The organism is Nocardia altamirensis NBRC 108246 (assembly GCF_001612685.1).
GTDB lineage: Bacteria > Actinomycetota > Actinomycetes > Mycobacteriales > Mycobacteriaceae > Nocardia > Nocardia altamirensis.
On record NZ_BDAY01000040.1, the window covers coordinates 1 to 19,870 of the forward strand.

A 19,870-nucleotide genomic window follows, 5' to 3' on the forward strand; every position below is an offset into this window, starting at 1 on the left:
CAGCTCGGCGGGCCGGTGCTCGGCGCGCGCACCGAGCCCGACCCGCGCGAGCAGTGTGCGCGCTCGCTCGTCGGCGACCCGCGCCGGTACGCCGTCGAGAACCAGGGGGAGCGAGACGTTTTCCACCGCGGTCAGCATCGGAACCAGGTTGAAGAACTGGAAGACGAAGCCGAGGTTGCGGCGGCGGAACGCCGAGCGGGCGTTGGCGCCCATCGCCCAGACGTCGGTGTCGCGAAACCGCACGGAGCCGGTGTCGGGCGCATCCAACCCGCCCGCGATGTGCAGCAGCGTCGACTTGCCCGAACCCGAAGGTCCGGTGACGACGACGAATTCACCTGCGGTGAGCACGAAGTCGAATTCGCGCAGCGCGTGAATGCGTTCACCGCCGCGGAGATAACTCTTGCCGACGCCGGTCAGTTCCAGCACCACGGTCATGCGGCGCTGGTGCTGCGCCGCGTGCGGATCAGCAGCTGGTGGCCGTTGTGCACGGTCTCGACAGTCTCCAGCCCGGCCTTGGTCAGCAGTTGTTCGACGTCGGTGACAGTGAAGTTCGAGGTGATGGTGCCGGTGCCGACGGCGCGTTCGATCAGGCGGTCCTTCCAGCCGACGCCGGGGCTGGTCAGCACCGACAGCGACAGTTCACCGTCTTCGGCGAGCAGTCCGGCCAGATGGTCCAGCACGGCCGACGGGTCAGGGAACACGTGCAGCGCGCCGTAGCAGCCGAGCGACCGGACCGAGCCGGGCGCCAGACCCAGCGTGGTGGCGTCCTGCACCAGCGCAATCATGTTGTCCGCCTTGCGGAATCGCTTGGCCGCCTTCACCAGCATGTCCGGCGACAGGTCGACGAACAGCAACGGCGGCAAGCTCTTGACCTTCGCCGTGCGCACGGCGAACTTGGTCAGGCTGCCATCGCCGACCCCTACCTCGACGAAGGCTGTTCCCCTGGTCTGCGCGGAGCGCATCTGGTCGCCGCAGAACTTGCCGAGCGCGCGCAGGTTGCCCCGCCAGACCACCCAGAACAGCAGAGTGGCCACGATCGGGTATGCCTTGGAATAGATCCGGTAAGCCAGCCGGATGGTGTCCTTGCGGTCGGCATCGGCGGCCGGTGCCGCGTTCGCGTCCCGGTAGAGCCGCAGTCCGCGATCGAGGACCTGCAGTCCGACGGTGCCGTCGGCGGTGACGAGCGAACCGTCGGCGGCCTCGGTCAGCGGTGCGCGGCTCGCCGGATCGATCATGGGCGGCATGGTGGTGAAGGTAGACACGGGGGCAGATACTCCAATTCCGTAGTAGTCGTTGACGCTTCGCTCGTACAGCGCGGCCGGGAGCAGCCTGCGAGCCAGATACGAGCGGCGCACGTCCTTGCCGACCCGATAGGTGCCGCGGACCCGGCGCGCGGCCAGAATCGTGGCCACCGCGTCCGCGATCGCCGCCGGTTCTTGGCCGTGCTCGAGGAAGCCCGCCAGGCGCCTGTCGACTTCCGCTGCCGCACCGCGGTATTCGTCGATGCGGATGCGGGTCTCCCTGGCGCTTGCGAAGATCGGGGTGCGGGTCCAGCCCGGCACCAGGGTGGTCACCTGCACGCCGGACCCCGCGGTCTCCAGTCGCAGTGCCTCGCCGAGCTTCTCGATCGCCGCCTTGCTCGCGGAGTACCAACCGCCGAACGGCATCGCCGTGACGGCCGCCCCCGAGCTCACCAGCACCACCCGGCCCGCACCTTGGCCGCGCAGCACCGGAAGGACCGCGCGCACAGCGCGTGCGGTGCCCAACACGTTGACGTTCAGCAGCGCAGCCGCCTCGTCCGGGTCGGTCTCCTCGACCGCCCCCTTGATCGCGTAACCGGCGAAGGTGATGAGCGCACCGACCTTCTCGTGCCGCGCCGTGACGTCGGCGACCCACCGCCGCACCGCGGCGCCGTCGGCGACATCCACGGCGGCGACCGGGAATCCGGCGTCGGCGGGCGCCACCAGATCGGCTCCTTCCACCGCATAACCACGCTCGCTCAGCAGCTGTGCCGTGGCCAGCCCCATGCCCGATGCGGCGCCGGTGATCAGCACGACGCCTGCCTGTTCAGTCACCTTCGTACTCCTTGTCCGTGCCGCCATCAGCCACACACCCGCAGCACCGAGGGCAGCACCTCGAGCCGGGCCGAGGTCACGACGGTGACCTCACCGTCGAGTTCGAGCGGACTCGCTTGCCGCGGCCGCAATCCCACTGCGGAGCCGCGATGGGTCAGCGCCAGCGGTGACTGCGAGAATCGGCCGCGGTACAGCCCGGCGATGAGCCCCACGATCGCCGCGCGACCGGCGGGCGCCCAGATGTTCACGTCGAACTGTCCGTCGGACCGCTCGACGCCGGTGTCGTAGCGCATCCCACCGGCGAAATGCACGGTCTTGAGCACACCGACATTGGTGATCGGGCCGGGGTATGTCCAGTCTGCACTGTGGATTTCGATGTCGAGCGGCCGGAAGGCCGCGATGGTGCGCACGGTGGTCCAGAGGATCGCCGCTTCGACGCTGAGTCGCTTGAGCCCGCGCACCAGGCCGCCCGCAGTGTTGAAAGCGTGGTTACCCTCGGCAACCAACCCCATGCTTGCGTTCAACAGGAAGTAGCGCACCTGGCTGCTGCCGTCCGGCAGCTGCATCGTCGCCTTGCCGACATCGACTGTGCTGGTTCGTGTCTCATCGAGCCGCACGGGCAGACCGGCCACCCGGCGTTCGGCGGCGAAGGGTTTGTGGAAGTCGTTGGAGCTGCCGAGGCCGATGGCGCCGAGCGCGGTGTCCTGGCGGCGTGGCCGATCGGTGCTCGGGTCCATCAGCGCGTTGAGCACCAGGTTGACGGTCCCGTCGCCACCTGCCGCGACCACCGTTCGCGCGCCTGCGTCCAATGCCGCCCGAATCGCCTTCTCCGCTTCACCCACCGAATCCGGTGTCGCGCAGCGCAGGTCGGGGTAGCGCTCGCGGAGCTCTCGTTCGACCGTTGGCCAGCGAGTAGCGCTGCCGCCCTTGGCCTTCGAATTCACGACAACGAACATGGCGCACCAACTCCGAGCCATGCGGCCAGCGCCGCCCAATCGCCGCGGGTGACACCGTCGGGTCCTGCGGTGTCACCGCGGTCGTCGAGCAAGAACACCGGAATGCCGAGTTGTGCGGCAGGCGCGTCTTTGACCGCGTCGTTGCCGACCATGACGCACTCCCCCGCGTCGATACGCACCTGGTCGAGCAGCTCTCGGTAGAAATCCAGCCGTGGTTTCGCTCGTCGCATCGACTCTCCACTCGTGATATGGGCGAACGTGCCCGGGTCGTAGCCGCCCCAGCGCAGCCGGTCGGTCACGGTGATCAGCGGCCACAGCGGGTTGGTCGCGACCACCTGGCGCACACCCGCGTTCGCTAGCTCCGCCACCAGCGCCTGCGCGTGCGGTAGCGGCTGGAAACACCTGCGCAACCGCGGAAATCCGGTGCCTGCCAGCGCACGGAATCGCGCGTCGGCCGTGGCGCGATCGAGTCCGGTTGTCTCCGCGAGCATCCGGACCAACTGGTCGTGGTTGGTCTCCTCGCTCTCGTTGACTCTGACCCGATCCAAGGCACCGTCGAGCGCGCGCAGAAACCGCACCGGCGGCACGACATCGCGGAACGCGGCGGCGGCCACCAGCGGCATCAGTACTCGAAAGGTGCGCTGCCGCAGCTTGATCAGCGTGCCGTCCAGGTCCCACAGCACCGTGGTCACGCCGCGGTCATGGAGCGAAGCAGCCAGTGGTCCGGTCATTCTTGACCATCCAGCACCGCTTGTAGCTGACCGCGCGTCATCCCGACCCCGGCGGCGAACGCGTCGATATCGACCGCCTGACCGGCGCGGCGTGCCCGCGGCACCGCGGCGATCCCGAGGTCTACGACCGTCTTGACCAACGCCGCCGGGAACAGCCACGGACCGAGATCCCGCTGGAACACCCTGGTCAGCCGATACGGCGCGGCCACCCGCGCACCGGCCCGAGCCAGCACGGTGGCGTCGGCGGGCAGCGAGCTCATCTTCGCCGCCTCCGCGCCGGGCACCACCAGCAGGTTCGACCACAGTGCGCGGAACCGCGCCAGCTTCTCCCCCGGCGCCTGGGTGGCGTTGAACTCCAAGTACGCCTTCTCGATCCGCGCGGTGTGCGTCGACCGGCTGCGCAGCAGCGTGCGCACCGACCGGGTCTTGCGCGCGACGTCGTAACGGTAGAAGGCGGTGACCCGCTGGGCTACCGCATCGACCACCTTGGCGCACAGCGGATTCGGCACCAGCAGCTCGACCAGCGAAAGCGCGTGGCAGACCAGGTTGTGCGAACCGGCCTTGTCGATCTCGGCAAGCAGCAGCTCGATATCGAGCTCGGGACCGGCGAACCGGATCAGATTCCAGATATCGGCGAGCTCGCGCAGCCCGGTCTTGTAGTACGGCAGATGAATACACAGATGGTGCAGGTTGTCCTCGTGCGACAGCGCCCAGGCGCGCACGCCGTAGTAGTCGATCTCGCGCACCCGCGACCAGATCGCGGCGTAGTCGATGGTGTAGCCGGCCAGCGGCGTGATCAGCCCCCAGTGTGTGCCGACCACCAGTCCACCGTCGCGGGACACGAACGACGGCAGGTGATGGGTGCGGCGCTCGCGCGCCTTCGGCGCCTTGCCGAGCAACTCGGACACGCTGAACATGCCGAATTCGCGATAGATCTCGATGACGGTGTCGATAGCGGCGAGCTCGACGAGGATGTCGATATCGTTCATCCGCTTGTACAGCGGATCGCCGTAAACCTCTGCGGCGAACAGCATCCCCTTGAGCACCACCACCCGCACCCCGGCCTCTTGCAGCCGGTGCAGCAACGGCAGCGCCCCCGCCAATCTCGCCCGATTGACGTCGGCAACGGCACCGGCGACGGACTCGAAGTTCGCACGCACCGAGGCGGGCACGACATCGAACACCTTCGCTTTACGTAGCCCGGCGGCCACCAGCGGCGCCGTCGCTCCTTGCATCGCGAGGTCGAAGACGGCCCCCCAATCGCTGACCCGCCCGGCCGACAGCACCAGCTCGGCCAACTCGTCGGCGGTCGGCGCGACCAGTGTCGCGAGCACAACCAGTCGTTCCTCGGCGGTCACGCCGCCAACGGGCATTCGCGCGGTCACGACACACCATCCAGTTCTGGGTGAAAGCCGAAACGCCGTGCGACGGCGCCGATTCGGTCCACGGCGGTATCGAGCTGGGCCCTGGTCAGCGTCGCCATCATGCTCACCCGAATGCGCTGCTGGTCGCGCGGCACCGCGGGGAACTCGACGCCGTTGACGAACACACCCTCGGCATCGAGGGCGGCGACCACCTCGGCCACCGGCACCTCGGCAGGCACCAGGATCGGCACGATCGCCGTCTCCGGGTGCACCGCGAAGCCGATGGTGCGCAACGCTTCCGCGAAGTAGCCGACATTGTCGTGCAGCGCGGCGACCCGCTCGGGATGGGCGTCGAGGAAGTCGATGGCGGCGAGCACCGACGCGACCACCGCGGGCGACAAGGCCGCGGAGAACATGTACGGCCTGGCGAAGAACCGCAGATAGTCCACCAGATCCTTTGAGCCGGCGACGAATCCGCCGGTCGTCGCGAACACCTTGGAGAAGGTGCCCATGGCGATGTCGACCCGGCCCTCCATGCCGAAATGCTCTGCGGTGCCGCGTCCGCGGGCGCCGAGCACGCCGGTGCCGTGCGCGTCGTCCACCGCGAGCCACGCGCCGAAACTGTCACACAGCTCGCGGATCTCGGCCAGCGGCGCGATATCGCCGTCCATCGAGTAGACGCCCTCGACGGCGACCACGATATTGGCCCCCGGATTGCGCCAGCGCGCCTGCATCAACCGCAACCGCAGCTGTTCGACATCGTTGTGCTCGAACGACATCGACCGCACCCGCCCGAGCTGGATGCCGTCATAGAGGCTCGCGTGGTTCTGCACGTCGTAGAGCAGCAGATCGCCTTTGCCGAACAACCCGGTCACCCAGCCGACATTCGCCGCGAACCCGGAGGAGAACACCAGCGCCGACTCGCAGCCCTTCAGCTCGGCCAGCCGCTCCTCCAACTGGACGTGCAGCGAGGTGGTGCCGTTCAGCAGCGGCGGACCACCGCAGCCGACGCCGTACTCCTCGGTGGCGGCGACGGCGGCCGCGACGATCTCGGGTTCGTTCGCCAGCCCGAGGTAGTTGTTCGAGCCGAGCATGATGACGTCCCTGGTCGCCGTCCCGTCGCGGAGCCGGACGGTCGCCCCCGCCGGGCCCGCGATCTCGCGCATGACGAAACCGAGCTCGCGCGATCGGGTCACATACGGCCGGAAGTCGGCGAACCGATCGGCGAACGTGCGTGCCGTCGGGTTGAGATAGTGCGCGAGACTGAAGTTCTCGCCGTGCCCGACGATCGCCTCCTCGCTGCCCGCGGAGTTCATGCCGGCCTCCGCCCGGTGATGGTGACCGTGCCCGCCCGCCCGTCGAGCGCGACACGGTCGCCGGAGCGCAGCAGGCTGGTGGCGTCGCGGACGCCGACGACGGTGGTGATGCCGAGTTCCCTGCCGATGATCGCGGTGTGTGACAACACGCTGCCCTTCTCGCTGATCAGTCCGCCCGCGGCGACCATCAGGAACACCCAGCCGGGATCCGTGGTCGTGGCGACAAGCACCTCACCGTCGATCGGGGTGTCGGCCTCCGGCTCGTGCAGCACGAGCGCGGGTGCCTCGACTCGCCCCGGCGCGCAGCCGATGCCGGTGAGTACCGTTGCCGTGCTGTCGTATTCGGTGAATTCGACCGAGTTGTCCGCGGCCGCGGCAATGCCGGAGGTGACGATGCGGGCGGGCATCGGCTGCCCGCGCCAGCGGCCGTAGTCGCCCTTGCGCGCGGCGATGACCATGCGCGGATCGGCGTCAACGGCGGTCCCTCTGATCAATGCGGTGATCTCCTCGTAGGTCAGATAGAAGATGTCGTATGGCGCGTCGAGCAGCCCTGCCTCGTGGAACTGCGTGCCGAGCGCCCGAAACACCCGCTTCACCAGGCCGAAGCATCGGCTCCGGCCGAGCCGCATGTTCTCGCGCTGCTTGACCGTTGCCCGTGCCTGCCGCAACACCACACGGAAGGCGATGCGGCGCAAAGGATGTCCGCGTAGCGCGGCGCCGATCCGCGCCTCGGCGGCGTGGCGGATTTCGCGCTCGCGAGCCTGCATCTGCTCGACGTTCTGGCCGCCACGCACATAGTTGCGCAGGGCAGGCACCAGCCGATGCGGCCGCAGTGCGAGCGGATCGGTCTCCAGCTTGAGTTCGTCGACGGTCCGGTCGCCGTAGGCGTCGATGTGGGCCGCGCAGGCAGCAAGGAACTCGGCGAACCGTGGGTCGGTGTGCAGCGTCGACCAGACCTCGACGGCATCGTGCTCGCCGGCGAACAGCGCCGTCAGGGCCTCGTCGTCGCGGATCCTGGCGGCGAGCGCGAGCGCGGACACGACGGGTTCGACACTGTCGACACCCTTTTCGCCGCAGAACAGTTCGTTGCGCACCGTCAGTGCTTCGTCACCGGTGATACCGGACCGCTCGATCAGTCCGCCGACGACGTGGAAGAGCTGTTGGGCGAGAAAGTCATTGAAGATCTGCACGGAATAGGCGGGGACGAGCTGGGTGATGCAGCGCTCCAGCCAGCCGAGCAGCTGATGCGGATCGCGCTCGCGCTCCGGGGTTTCCGGCGCGAACCGCCGCCCGAGATCCGCGGTGAAGTCGCCGAGCACGGCGAAAAATCCCGCGAGCCGTTTCGGCAGGCGCAGCCAGCCGAACAACAGGATGACCACGATGCGCACCCGACGATAGGCGGCGCGCAGCCGGGCCAATGCCGAACGGGGTGCGGCCGGGCGCCGATAGCGGTTCTCGATGCCGAGCGCGGCCTCCCAGCCCTCGATGGCCGATTCCATCCCTGGGATCTGCAGAAACAGCCGATACCAGTTGCTGATGTTGTAGTAGATGTGCCCGTGTGCGATGCCGACCAGGTACGGGTAGAGATCCGCGGCATTCGCACGCACGGTGGCACGGCTGGCGCCGAAACTCCGGTGGCAGGCGCGGAACACCTGCTCGTAGGCCAGCCGGACCACCGAGAAGGTCAGCGGGCTGGACAGGCCGGGATACGACTCGGCGACATTGACGTTGTCGAAGACGGTTTCGTGCGCACCGGTCGCGGTGATCGGCCGGGTCTGCAACAGGTACATCGTGCCGCTCGCGTCGACCGCCCATTCGATGTCCTGTGGCGCACCGAGTTCGGCGGACAGGCGCAGGGCGATGTCCACCACCTCGATCACCCGGTCGTCGTCGAGCGCGGCCGCGGTGGACGCGGCGATGGTCTCGATCTCGGTGCCCGCGGCGCCAAGGGTCACCCGGCTGCGCTTGTCCGCGACGGCCCGCGTGGTGAGGGTGCGCGAGCGGACATCGACGAAATAGGTGTCGCATTCGACGGATCCCGACACCACGCCCTCGCCGAGGCCGAGCCCGGCCGAGACCACCGCTTCCTGTGGATCGCCGCTCTGTGGGTTGCAGGCGAAGGCGACACCAGCGACGGTGCTGTCGACGAGGGCCTGCACGATCACCGCAGGCTCCGGCACCGCGTTGTCCAGCCCGCGGCGGGCCCGATAGAACAGTGCGCGTTCGGAATAGGCCGATGCCAAGCAGGTCAGCACGGCCGTATCGACCTGGTCAGGCGCGACGCCCAGGACGGTATCCAGCTGTCCGGCAAAGGAATCGGCCGCGGAATCCTCGCCGCGCGCGGAGGAGCGCACGGCAAGGGTGTGCGTGCCGAGCGCACCGATCGCGGCCTTGAGTTCGGACCGAATGTCCTCGGGCACCGCGAGTCCGGCGATCAGCACGCCGATGGCGGCAGCGGTGTCGCGCAACGAGCCACGGTCCTGCGGGTCCAACGCGGCCAGCACGGTGTCGATCTCAGGGGCGACCGGGCGCAGGATCCTGGTGCACGCCTCGACGGTGAGTACACAGAACCGGGGCACGGTGTAGCCCCGCGCGACCAGCCAGGCCAGGTTGGCGGCCTTGTGTCCCACCAGGTCCGAGCCCACCTCGGCGGTCGCCCGCTCGTCGAGTACCGCGGCGGCGAGGCCGGGGCCACCCCGCATCGAATCACTCTGCGGCGCCGCTGTCATCGCGTCACCTCGGTATGGACCACCGGGCAGCCCGCCACCGACGCGGCAGGCGCGGCCACAGTTCCGCTGCCCGCCCGCCGGTTTCGAACGCGAACGAGCACCGGACCCGGCGTGTTGGAGATCTCGGGGTGCTCACGCACCCGCAGACCATTGACCAGTTCGATATCGAAGCGGGACAACAGCATTGACAAGCCGACCCGCACCTCGGTCAGCGACAGGTGCTGACCGACACACAGATGCGGTCCCCAGCCGAACGGGAAGTAGTGCAACGCGGGCCTGGCGCGCACCGCATCGGGAGTGAACCGATCCGGGTCGAAACGCAGCGGCGCAGACCAGAATGCGGGCAGCCGGTGATTCACGAACGGGCTGATCACGATCAACGCGCCCTTGCCGAGGTCGAAGCTGTCGAACGAATCGGGGGCGAGCGACGTGCGGCTGAACGCCCACGCGGGCGGGTGCAGTCGCATGCTCTCATCGATCGCACGGCCGGTCAGCTCGAGCAGCCCGACGCTCGCCGCATCGGGTGCGCCGCCGCCGAGCCTGCCGTCGACCTCGTCGACGACATCACGCAATACCGCGCTGTTGCGGCACAATTCGTAGATCGTCCAGGCGAGCGCACCTCCGGTGGTCTCGTGCCCGGCGAGCAGGAAGGTCAGCACCTCGTGGCGCAGCTGCTGCTCGTCCATGGCGTGACCGTCGTCGTCACGGGCGGCGAGCAAGCGGCTCAACAGATCTCCCTGCGCGTCCTCGCCGGTGCGGTGCGCCGCGATGACGTCGTCGACGACCTGATGCAGCCGCGCGAGAATCTTGCGGAACCGGCGGTTGGCCGGGGTCGGCACCGAAGGCGGCAGCGGCACCGGGGAAGCCATGTTCCGCATCACCCAGTCGACGCCGTCGCGCACGTCCTCCTCGATCCGCGGCATCAGGCCTGCCACGTCGGCGCCCATCACCGCACGGCAGACCACATCCGCCGCGAAACCCATCACCACGGGCACCAGGTCGAACACCTCGCCGGTGTCCGCGTGCGTGGCGACCTTGGCCAGCATGCGATCGGCGCACGCCACCATCAGCGGCACCTCGTCGGTGACGTGTTTGCGCCCGAACGCCGGTTTGATCAACGCGCGCTGCCGGTGCCACAGCGGCCCGTCGCTGGTGAGCAGGCCTGGACCGAGCAGATGGTCGAGGCTGCGATAGCTGATGCCCTTGGTATAGGCGTCGACGTTGGTCACCATCACCTGGCGGATATGCGCCGGATCGACCAGCAGGTGCAGCTGCTCGTAGACCAGGCGCAGGCGGACGCTGCCCCCGAAGGCGTTGGCCTGCTCGTAGAACAGGGTCAGCGGATCGCGGCGATAGTCGAGGTACGCGCCGAGCGGATTCCGGAAGGCCGGGCCTGCCAGCCTGCGTGTCGCGGTCATCGGGCACCGACGCTTGCCGTGACGAGTGTGGAGTCGTGCAGGAAGCGCCGATAGGCCTCCGCGCGTTGCACTTTCCCGCTCGTGGTCTTCGGGATGCTGCGCTTGGGCACCAGTGCGATCCCCGCGGCCAGCACTCCGGTGCGCACGCTCACCGCGGCCCGGATGGCCCGGCGCAGCTGATCGTGCTCTGCCGCGTCGACCTCGGTCTCCACGATCAGGTGCAGCGCCTCGGAGTCGGTGCCTGGTCCGCGATGGCCGCAGGCGACCACGCCGCCGGTTCGGACGCCAGGCACGGCTTCCGCGGCCTTCTCGAAGTCGGCGGGGAAATAGTTCGCGCCTCTGATGATGATCAGGTCCTTGTGTCGTCCGGTGACCCGGAGATGCCCGTCGCGCAGATAGCCCAGATCCCCGGTCTGCCACCAGCCGTCGGCGTCGGTCGCCGCGGCGGTCTCGGCGGGCATGGCGAAATAGCCTGCGGTGCGCGACGGCCCGCGAAACTGTATGTGCCCCAGCTGGTTCTCGCCGATCGGGTTGCCCTGTGCGTCCACGATCCGCAGCTCGGTGCCCGAGACCGGCGGCCCGCAGTCGACGATGTGCAGCGCGTCGGGATCGTCGTCGGCGACATCGACGACGTCACCGTCCAACGCCAGCGGGGTACGCCCGATCGCGTCGTGCGCGAACGGCGCGCGCGGGCCTGCCACGGTGATGGCGAGCGCGCCCTCGGCCATGCCGTAGCAGGGCACGAGCGCGTCGGCGGGTAGCCCCCATCGCCCGAATCGGTCGACGAAACCCCGGACCGTCTCGGGCACAATGGGTTCGGCCCCGCAGAACAGGAACCGCCAGGTCGACAGGTCGACGCCGTCGAGGTCCTCGTCACGGATCCTGGCCGCGGCGTAGCCGAACGCGAAATTCGGTGCCGCGGTGATGGTTCCCCGATATTTCCCGACATTCTGCAGCCACTCGGCCGGTGCCCGCAGGAAGCGGCTCGGCGGCAGCAGCACGGCGGCCGCGCCGGAGAAGACCGGCGTCAACGAGCCGCCGATCAAGCCCATGTCGTGGTAGAGCGGCAGCCAGCCGACCCAGGTGTCGTCCGGTCCGCAGCCGCAGGCGCGGGAGATCTGTTCGCAGTTCGCGGCGAGATTTCCGTGCGAGACGAGCACGCCCTTCGGCGTTCCGGTGGAACCGGAGGTGCATTGGATGAACGCCACGTCCGCCGCGGCGGGCAGCACCGGCGCGCGGGTCGGCGCGTCCGCGCTCGTCGCGCGGCGATGCAGCGCATCGCCATCCAGCACAGTGACATCCCGAATCAGCGCCGAAAGCGCCTCTGCCACGGCCGGAGTCGTCACGATGGCCGACGGCCGCAGATAGTCCACGAGCCTGGCGAACTTGTCGGCGAACAACTCGAGACTGCCGAACCCGCCTGGCGTCGCCACCGCGGTGGGTACCGCGCCGAGGAACTGGACGCCGAAGAATGTGGTCAAGAAGCCCGGCGAGGTGGGCAGACAGAGCAGCACTCGATCACCGTGGCGCACACCGTCCTCGGCAAGCGCGGCGGCGGACCTGCCCGCGGCCGCCGCCAGCGCGGCGTAGGACATCTCCTGTGCGCCAGGCGCTTCCGCGGCAAAGATCATCCGGGAGGTCGGTGCGGCGCGGTCGAGATAACTGAGCAGTGCGTGCACGATGCTCTCGTGCCGAGGGACCACGGTCACGACAGCTGCTCCCGCACGTAGGCGACGATCTGATCGACCGTGGCCAACTCCGCCGCGACGTCATCGGGAATGGCGATGTCGAACACCTTCTCCAGTTGCACGGTGAGGTCGATCGCCGTCGGCGAATCGAGCCCGAAGTCGATCAACGGGGTCGTGACGTCGATATCGGCGGCGGACAACCACAGCACCTCGGCGACCACGGCACGCACCCTGGCTTCGAGGTCGTTGTCGCGCTGGGCGACAGCGGATTCGGCGGGAGACGCGGCATCATTCATCGAACAACCGCCCTTCGGTGACGCAGGTGGACACGGACTCGTCCAGGTCGACACCGTCGCTGGTGTCGATGGTGTGGAACCGCAGCTCGGGGAAGGCCGCGGTGAGCAGGTCGCGCGTGCGCAGGTAGCCGCCGCGCAAGGTGTCGAGGAACTCGGGCGTCTCGTGCGCCTCCATGACCGCCCCGTTGCTGCGCAGCGCGCAGCGGGCCGCGGCCTGTGCCGGTGGCACATCGAGCCACAGCACCGCATCGGGCAACGTGGTGCGGTAACGCGCGCCGAGCGCCGCGACGCTGTCTGCCGTGTCGGCGCCGACTACATCGGCCACCTCGCCTAGCAGCTCCCACAGCTCGAATTTCTCACCGAGCCTGCGCATTTCGGCCGCATGCCAGGCCGTGATCGCGTCGAGCGCGCCGGGATCGGTGCGGTGGAGAACCGCGCCGAGCTCGTCGAGCGCGGCCGCTCCGTTGCCGTCGATGCCCGCCAGCAGCAGATAGAACGGCCCGTACACCAGCGTTTCGATGAGCGGATGCCGTTCGCATACCAGCACCGCGGGCCGATAAGTGTCGGTGAAGAACCGTTCCACCGGTCCGTACAGCGTCATCTGCAGGTACAGCGCCAGCGCCTTCAGCTGCAGATTGCCGATCGTGTCCGCGCCGTCGCTCATCGCCTTCAGCTGCCTGGACAGCGTGGCGAGCGGGGCATTGCGGGTGTCGTGGAAGTCCGGACAGGTGAAGGACTCGAATGTGGTTGTCGGCGGGGCTAATTCGCGCAGGCGCGCCAGCACCGAGGATTTGCCGCAGCCGTCGATGCCGACGACCGCCACCCGGCGGGTCTTGGTGTCGCTCACCGGTCATCACCTTCCAGCCGGGCCAAGATGTCGGCGGTGATGGTGTCCGCGGGTGCGGTGCCGTCCAGTTCGATCCAGCCGAACTCCGTGGACAGCGCACCGATGGCCTCGTGTGCCCGCGACTGGAACTCGAGGAACTCCTGCTGGTCGCCGTAGCCGCTCTCGTAATCGCTGCGCTTGTTCTTGCGCGACAGCGCGTCCTGCGGCGAAATCCCCAGGTGGAAGGTGAGATCGGGCTCCGGGAAGCCGGAGGCGAGTGCGCGGAGCACCGCAGGATCGCCGCCGTAGGCGACCTCGGTGGCGTAGTACTTGTACCAATAGGCGTTGACCAGCAACACATCCGGCCCGCGGGCGGCCGCCAGATCGAGGGCGAGCTGCATGGCGTGGAAGAGGAAGTGTGTCCGCGCGAGCGGGTTGAGCAACTGCAGATACTGGTAGATCTGGCCGGGCCGGTCGAACGGCAGCTTCGACGCGACGCTCGGATCGAGGAAGGCGTCCCAGATCGTCACCGAGGCCACCGTCTGACCATGCGATTCGAAGGCGGCCGCCAGGCGCGCGACCTGGGTCGTCTTACCGGAACCGTCGCCGCCCGCAATACAGATCATCCGCTTGCGCATGGCCAGGGCATCACGCTCGCCTGCGGCGGCGCCGGATCGGACCGGGTCGGTAACGTCGGACATCATGGCTCCTGAGTTTTCGAGAGGGAGAACACCGAGCGCGCCGCCGTCGGGCACGCCTGGCAGGGAATCGGATTCGGCCACCTCGGCACCCCCCTGGTCGATGACCTCGACCGTGCCCGCACCACCATCCACACGAACGCGCTGCCCCGACCGCAGCACCTGCGTCGCCCCCGCCACGTTGAGCACCGCGGGAATGCCGTACTCGCGTCCGATGACGGCGGCGTGCGACAACATGCCGCCGACCTCGGTGACGACGCCGGCGACCAGCCCGAGTGCAGGCGTCCACCCGGGATCGGTGAACTGCGTGACCAGAATGTCGCCGGTGCGCAGCTGCCCGATGTCGCGCAGCGAGGTGAGCACGCGGACGGTGCCCTCGACCACGCCCGGACTGCAGCCGAGCCCGGTCAGTGCCGAGTCGCTGCCCCGCGCGACCGGCACCGCGGTGATGCCTCGCCCGAGCTCGTGCGGCGGGATCAGGTCGCGATAGCCGTCGTACATCGCCCGCCGATAACGCAGCTGCTCAGCCAGATCCGGTGCGGCGCTGCGGGTTCGAGCCAGCTCGGCCAGTTCGTGCATGGACAGCATGAACACCTCGTCCGGTGCGGCGAGGCACCCGTCGGCCGCCAGACGCGACCCGGCCTCGACCACATAGGCGCGCACGATCGCGTAGCAGCGTGCCGAGTGATCCCGCATGCGTTCGCGGGCAATCAGATAGCGCCGCGCGCGCTCGACGTGACGCTCCAGCGCCCTGCTGAATCGCACGCGCGCAGGCAGATCCGACCGCACCGCGCGCCGCAGCGTCGCGAGCGCGGCATCGAATTTCGCGCGCTGCTCGGCGAGTGCGCGGTCGGGATCGGCGGGTGGTGTCCCGGCCGCGATCATCGACTCGATCATCGACCGCACCCGCTCAGGCTGTTCCGACCAGCGCGGGCAGGTCAGCTCGAGTTCGGCGTCGGCGTGAAACCCGTGCTCGGCCAGGAACTCCGCCAGCGCGGCGGACCACTCCGGCCCGTCGAATCCGGCCGCAACCGCGACGTCGTACAGCGCGAGGATGCCGCGCTGCATCGCCATGTGGCCGATGTCGCCGAGCCCGCCCATCAGATCGATGGCCACGATGGCCGAGCCGGTGCGCGCCTCGATCTTGTCGAGCAGGCCCTTGAAATCCGTTTGCACGCTGCTGTTGTGGTAGATCGTGGTGAAGTAGGTGCGCTCGGTGTCGGCGTGGAAGTCGCGCAGGCACGCGACGAGATCGGGATAGAACTCCGCGTCGTCGGTGCGCGGCAGTGCCGCGACCCGCGCACGCCAGCGCGGGTAAGTGGCCGCCCATGCCTCGGTGAATCGCTCGACCACGGCGAGTTGTTCGCGGTAGCTCGCGTAGAGCGCCCGCACGATCGGCACCGCACGCGCCACGGTGACCGGGGTGATCGGCGTGCGCCGCGGGCCCTCGGCACCGTAGTCCTTCGTAACGCCGAGATCGAGGTCGAAATGCTGCTCGTGATAGCCGGGAACCTTGGTGTAGGAACGCTTTACGGCACCGGCATTCCAGTAGGGCCTGCCGTAGTACATGGCGACCCAGTCCGGCTCGTCCGCGGCGTCGAGCAAATGCAGACCGACCAGGAACCGCTGCATCGAGTGCTGGAATGCGTTGTCGTACAACGAGAACATCAGCGGCGTGCACACCGTCGCGGCCACACCGCCGTCACGGAAGTCCGCGTCGGTGAACTGCTCGATGTCGGTCCGCCAGCTCACCGCCGTGATCGCGCGCGATTGCAGCAACCACAGCACGCCGTCGCCGTCGATCGCCCACTCCAGGTCCTGCGGGCGACGCCGGTAGGCCTGCACCGCGACCATCAGTCGGGCCAGCTCCGCGATCTCGGCGTCCGAGCATTCGACGTCCTCGTCGCCATCGATCCGGTCGAGCACCTCGCCATCGCGCAAACGGAGGCGCACCGTTGTCGGCGTGACGTGACCCGAGACCAGGCGCTCGCCGAGGCCGCAGCAGCATTCGAGCACGGCGTTGTCCTCGATGCCGGACAGCGGGTCGATGGTGAACGCCACGCCCGCGGTGCGGGCCGGAATCAGCCGCTGCACGAGCACCGCCACCCGAGCCGCCGACGGGTCGAAGCCCGCGCGGGCGAGATAGGCACGGACCCTGTCGCTTTCGGCGGAATGCCGGCAGTCGACGATGCGGCGGCGCAGCGTGTCCACGTCGCCGACGTCGAGATAGGTCTGATAGAGCCCGGCGAAGCTCGCGTCGTCCAGGTCCTCGAGCACGCCGCTGGATCGCACGGCGACCGGGAAGCCGCCGAGCCGGTCGATCCAGTCGCGCAATTCGGCATCGCTCAGCTCGCCGAGGTCGATGTCGGGCGCGAGCACGAATCCTGGCGGCACCGGGAATCCAGCGGCCTGTAGCTCGTGCAGCGTGCGCGCCTTGCCGCCCGCGGCCTCAATGGGAAAGTCCGCGGCGCCGAGCAGCGATGGTGACGTCTGTGGCATGGCGATTGGTCCTGACCTCGGCTGGCGGACGGGAAGTAGGTCGTGCCGCGCGGCCAGCTCGCGCGCGGCACGCACGCCCGCGACGGTGAGCGCGCCGTAGGAGGGGCTCGCGGTCTCCGGTTCGAAGCCGAGCAGGATGGTCTCGGCCATGCAGGCGTACAGCACGCCGGGTTCGAGACCGGTGCCGGGAAAATCCGGAGTCTGCCCGAGCGGCAGGCGGATCCGGCCGCCGCCGAGCACAGTGACGTTGGGCCGCGCCGCGACCTCGGTCCCGACGTCGCCCGGCACCGCGAGGTCGCAGACCAGCACCGAGCGATCGGACGCGAGATGACCCGGCTCGATCACCGGAGCGGCCGCGTTGGTCGCGGTGACGATCACCCGACAGTTCCGCAGCGCGGTCATGTCCTCGCGCACCATCACCTCGGTGTCGACCAGCCGGGCCGCCACCCTCGACAGTCGCGACGCGGACCCGGGCCGCCCCACGAGAACGATCGAATCACAGTGCGGTGCCAGCAGTTCAGCCATCACAGCGCCGATATTGCCGAGGGCGCCGACCACACCGATCGTGCGCGCACCGGCAGGCAGCTCCGCGAGCTCGGCGCGCAGCACCTCGTAAGCGCATGCGGCGGTGAGCGAGTTGCCCGAGGTGACCCGGGCGCCGTCCTCGACGACGTCACGCGAGCCGTCGGTGACGATCGAGGTGTAACCGCCGAGCCCGATCACCGAGGCGCCGTCGGCCACCGCGTGGTCGACGGCATCGAGCACCAGGCGACGGGCCCATCGCCCCTGCCCGGCCCGCTGGTCGGCCACGATCTGCGCGGCCGACACCGGCACCGCGATCATGCTGACCTCGACGCTGGCGCCGGTCGGCGACTCGACTGTCTCCCTGGTGATCTCGAACGGTTCCAGAACGCCGCGCACGCGGTCGAACAGTGCGGTGCACTGGGTGTCCGACCAACTCGCCAGCTCCGGTGCCAGCGTCCGCAGCGTCGATGCGGTGTCCAAATTCGCCAGGAAGGCGATCCGATTCGGCGCGGCGTTCCGCTGCTCCGCGCTGTCGCGCAGCCGCGGAACATGTTGCGGTGGAATCCAAGTGGTCGCGGCGGGCCTGGCCAGGTGGGCGAGCAGCCTGGCGTAGTCACCGCGCCGGATCACGGCGGCGGTCGCGTCGAACGCGCAGATGATCCGATCCACCTCGGCGGCGCTCAGATAGGCCGACGGTTGCAGGCGCAGCGTGGTCGGGGCCGAGAGGGTCGGCATGATCCGGATACCGTGCTCATGCAGGAAATAACCGGCGATCAGGTAGCCCCACAGGTGCTGTGCGACGATCGCGCGCAACAGCGACGAGGTCGGCTCGGGCAGGCGCAACTCGAGGCCGAGCAGCAGCCCACGTCCGCGAACCTCGGCGACGACATCGGGCCAGCGGGCGGCGAAGGCGTCCAGCCGCAGGCGCAGGCGCTCGCCTGCGGCCACAATGCGCGGTTGCTCGATCGCCAAGAGATCGAGGGCCTTTGCCGCGATCGCCGCCGAGAAGTCGTCCTCGGCGAAGGTGGAGGTGTGATGCCTGCCGAACTCGAGCACATAGTGCCGCGAGTCGACCAGCAGCGCCGAGATTTTCGCGAGTCCGCCGCCGAGCGACTTGGACAGCAGGTAGTAGTCGGCGTGCACGCCGGAGGTCTCGGCCGCGAAGAACGTGCCGGTTCGACCCATCCCGCATTGGATTTCATCGAAGACGAGCGCAGCGTCGTGGCGATCAGCCAGCGCCCGCAGGGCCGACAGCGTTGCGGCAGGCACCTCGTGCACCCCGCCCTCGCCCTGGATCGGTTCGGTGAAACACGCTGCCACCGAGGAGACATGACGCAGGACCGCCTGCGGTGCACCGGTGTCGTCGAAGATCACGGCACAATACGGCCGCCGCTCACCGTCGAGCGCGCCGACAACGTGATCCGGCTCCCAGCTCGCCAGCCGGATCCTCCGTGGACCCGGCACCTCCAGATCAGCGGGCGCACCGGCATTGTCGGTAAGGGCGCCTGCGCCGACGGTCCGCCCGTGGAAGGCGCCGCCGAGCGAGACGAACACTGGATCGGTCGCCTGGATCGCCGTGACGGTCGCGATCGCGGCCGTCAGCACCGCTGCACAGGTCTGTCCCTCGACCGGTCCTTGCTGGAAGAGTTGATCGGCGACGCCATCGCGACGCACCAGGCGCAGGGTGCGTTCCAGTTCTTCCGCGATTGCCGCCAAGCGTCTATTGCGCGCTACCGCAGCATGTTTGATGGCGGCCTCGACCGCGTCCGCGCCGGTACTGCCGAACGTGACCACGTAGTCCGCACCGGTGGCGGCACCGGCCAGCACAGAGAGGCGTTGCGCCAGTCGCGCGGCCGCGCCGCGGATGCTCGCCTGTGCGGCGAACGGCACCCGATCGCGCAGGCTGTCCTCGGCCACCCCGAGCAGGGCCGGATGGTTGTGCCCGAACAGCGTTGCACCGTGTCCGCCGACGAGATCGAGCACGCCACGTGTTCGAGACCCGGCGAAAATCGGTGCCGCCGGAAATAATTCGTCGCCGCGCGCGGCACCGTAGGTGATGTCCAGATCGAGCGCGCGCAGCAGCCTGGCCAGCTCAGGCCTGGCGTGCGCGGCGTAGGACCGATAGGAATCCATCACGCCGACCGGCCGACGGCCGGGCTCGTGGCAAGGCCTGCCAGCCTGGTCGCGATGTCGCGCACGGTGCGCATCGCGGCTGCTTGCTCGTCCGAAATTTCCACCTGGAAAAGGGTTTCCAGCTCGACGACGAGCTCGGCCGCGCGCACCGAGTCCATGCCGTACTCGACAAGGGCGGTATCCGGATCCAGCTCCGTAACCTGAAGTTTGCGGCTCACTAGGCCGCTGATTTGCTCAAAAACCTGGAGTGTCAAGAGTTTCGTAACCTTCCCGCGCTGTGTGTAGACGGGGCTTCCCACTCGGGCGACTGACGACGGCAGCGTTCGCTTCGGAAACGAACTAGCGGCTGGCAGCGCGACTGCGCGATGACGGGGTTCGGCAGCTTCGCCGAAAGACACCGGTGAACCGGCACTTTCCTTGTACCGCACGGCAATAGCGGTGACCCGCGAGAAAGACGATCAGGACGTTCCTCGCCGGCAGGTCTCCCGGGACGCCGCGTCAGATCGTGATCGCCGCGCCAATTAGACCGTGCGACTTCACCGTACGGCCGCTCAACGGTTGCCGCAAGTTTTATTGCGACCACCATTTTTCTGTCTTGTGCGTGCCGCGTCACAGC

General features: G+C 68.7%; 13 protein-coding genes. All 13 read right to left on the reverse strand.

Going from position 1 to position 19,870, the window contains the following annotated elements; translation table 11 throughout:
• Positions 1-435: ABC transporter ATP-binding protein (locus NA11_RS21350; RefSeq protein ID WP_141717749.1), on the reverse strand; the 435-nt coding region annotated here is incomplete at its 3' end.
• On the reverse strand, positions 432-2,075 hold the full coding sequence (locus NA11_RS21355; RefSeq protein WP_069163730.1) for an SDR family NAD(P)-dependent oxidoreductase: 1,644 nt from the start codon (positions 2,073-2,075) through the stop codon (positions 432-434). The genes NA11_RS21355 and NA11_RS21350, both read right to left, overlap by 4 nt.
• Before the next feature lie 26 nt (positions 2,076-2,101).
• Positions 2,102-3,019 carry a diacylglycerol/lipid kinase family protein gene (locus NA11_RS21360; RefSeq protein ID WP_069163731.1) on the reverse strand — a complete coding sequence of 306 codons (918 nt, stop codon included), beginning with the start codon at positions 3,017-3,019 and terminating at the stop codon, positions 2,102-2,104.
• Positions 3,016-3,762, reverse strand: a complete 747-nt coding sequence (locus NA11_RS21365; protein ID WP_084654892.1) for an HAD family hydrolase — start codon at positions 3,760-3,762, stop codon at positions 3,016-3,018. Before NA11_RS21365 ends, NA11_RS21360 begins: the two co-directional genes overlap by 4 nt.
• The gene (locus tag NA11_RS21370) at positions 3,759-5,147 is read right to left on the reverse strand and encodes a nucleotidyltransferase domain-containing protein (RefSeq protein ID WP_069163733.1); all 1,389 of its coding nucleotides are present in this window, start codon (positions 5,145-5,147) and stop codon (positions 3,759-3,761) included. The genes NA11_RS21365 and NA11_RS21370 overlap by 4 nt, the downstream gene beginning before the upstream one ends.
• Positions 5,144-6,442 (reverse strand): aminotransferase class I/II-fold pyridoxal phosphate-dependent enzyme, encoded by a 1,299-nt coding sequence (locus tag NA11_RS21375; RefSeq protein ID WP_069163734.1) that lies wholly within the window; start codon positions 6,440-6,442, stop codon positions 5,144-5,146. The genes NA11_RS21370 and NA11_RS21375 overlap by 4 nt, the downstream gene beginning before the upstream one ends.
• On the reverse strand, positions 6,439-9,171 hold the full coding sequence (locus NA11_RS21380; protein ID WP_069163735.1) for a PEP/pyruvate-binding domain-containing protein: 2,733 nt from the start codon (positions 9,169-9,171) through the stop codon (positions 6,439-6,441). Before NA11_RS21380 ends, NA11_RS21375 begins: the two co-directional genes overlap by 4 nt.
• Entirely contained in the window at positions 9,168-10,589 is a 1,422-nt protein-coding gene (locus tag NA11_RS21385) for a cytochrome P450 (protein ID WP_069163736.1), read from the reverse strand. Before NA11_RS21385 ends, NA11_RS21380 begins: the two co-directional genes overlap by 4 nt.
• Positions 10,586-12,298, reverse strand: coding sequence for a fatty acyl-AMP ligase (locus tag NA11_RS21390; protein WP_069163737.1), 1,713 nt, complete (start codon positions 12,296-12,298; stop codon positions 10,586-10,588). The genes NA11_RS21385 and NA11_RS21390 overlap by 4 nt, the downstream gene beginning before the upstream one ends.
• Positions 12,295-12,573 (reverse strand): acyl carrier protein, encoded by a 279-nt coding sequence (locus tag NA11_RS45735; RefSeq protein ID WP_069163738.1) that lies wholly within the window; start codon positions 12,571-12,573, stop codon positions 12,295-12,297. Before NA11_RS45735 ends, NA11_RS21390 begins: the two co-directional genes overlap by 4 nt.
• Complete coding sequence (locus NA11_RS45740; RefSeq protein ID WP_069163739.1) at positions 12,566-13,420, reverse strand: hypothetical protein; 855 nt, start codon at positions 13,418-13,420, stop codon at positions 12,566-12,568. The genes NA11_RS45735 and NA11_RS45740 overlap by 8 nt, the downstream gene beginning before the upstream one ends.
• The gene (locus NA11_RS21405) at positions 13,417-19,254 is read right to left on the reverse strand and encodes an aminotransferase class III-fold pyridoxal phosphate-dependent enzyme (protein WP_069163740.1); all 5,838 of its coding nucleotides are present in this window, start codon (positions 19,252-19,254) and stop codon (positions 13,417-13,419) included. The genes NA11_RS45740 and NA11_RS21405 overlap by 4 nt, the downstream gene beginning before the upstream one ends.
• Positions 19,254-19,682 (reverse strand): acyl carrier protein, encoded by a 429-nt coding sequence (locus NA11_RS45745; protein ID WP_369691145.1) that lies wholly within the window; start codon positions 19,680-19,682, stop codon positions 19,254-19,256. Before NA11_RS45745 ends, NA11_RS21405 begins: the two co-directional genes overlap by 1 nt.
• Between the last annotated feature and the right edge of the window lie 188 nt (positions 19,683-19,870).

What these genes read in the sequence shown, in the direction of transcription:
- NA11_RS21365 (WP_084654892.1), bottom strand. Translation starts at nt 3,762, where the DNA reads ATGACCGGACCACTGGCTGCTTCGCTCCATGACCGCGGCGTGACCACG.
- NA11_RS21405 (WP_069163740.1), bottom strand. Translation starts at nt 19,254, where the DNA reads ATGGATTCCTATCGGTCCTACGCCGCGCACGCCAGGCCTGAGCTGGCC.
- NA11_RS21385 (WP_069163736.1), bottom strand. Translation starts at nt 10,589, where the DNA reads ATGACCGCGACACGCAGGCTGGCAGGCCCGGCCTTCCGGAATCCGCTC.
- NA11_RS45735 (WP_069163738.1), bottom strand. Translation starts at nt 12,573, where the DNA reads ATGAATGATGCCGCGTCTCCCGCCGAATCCGCTGTCGCCCAGCGCGAC.
- NA11_RS21375 (WP_069163734.1), bottom strand. Translation starts at nt 6,442, where the DNA reads ATGAACTCCGCGGGCAGCGAGGAGGCGATCGTCGGGCACGGCGAGAAC.
- NA11_RS21380 (WP_069163735.1), bottom strand. Translation starts at nt 9,171, where the DNA reads ATGACAGCGGCGCCGCAGAGTGATTCGATGCGGGGTGGCCCCGGCCTC.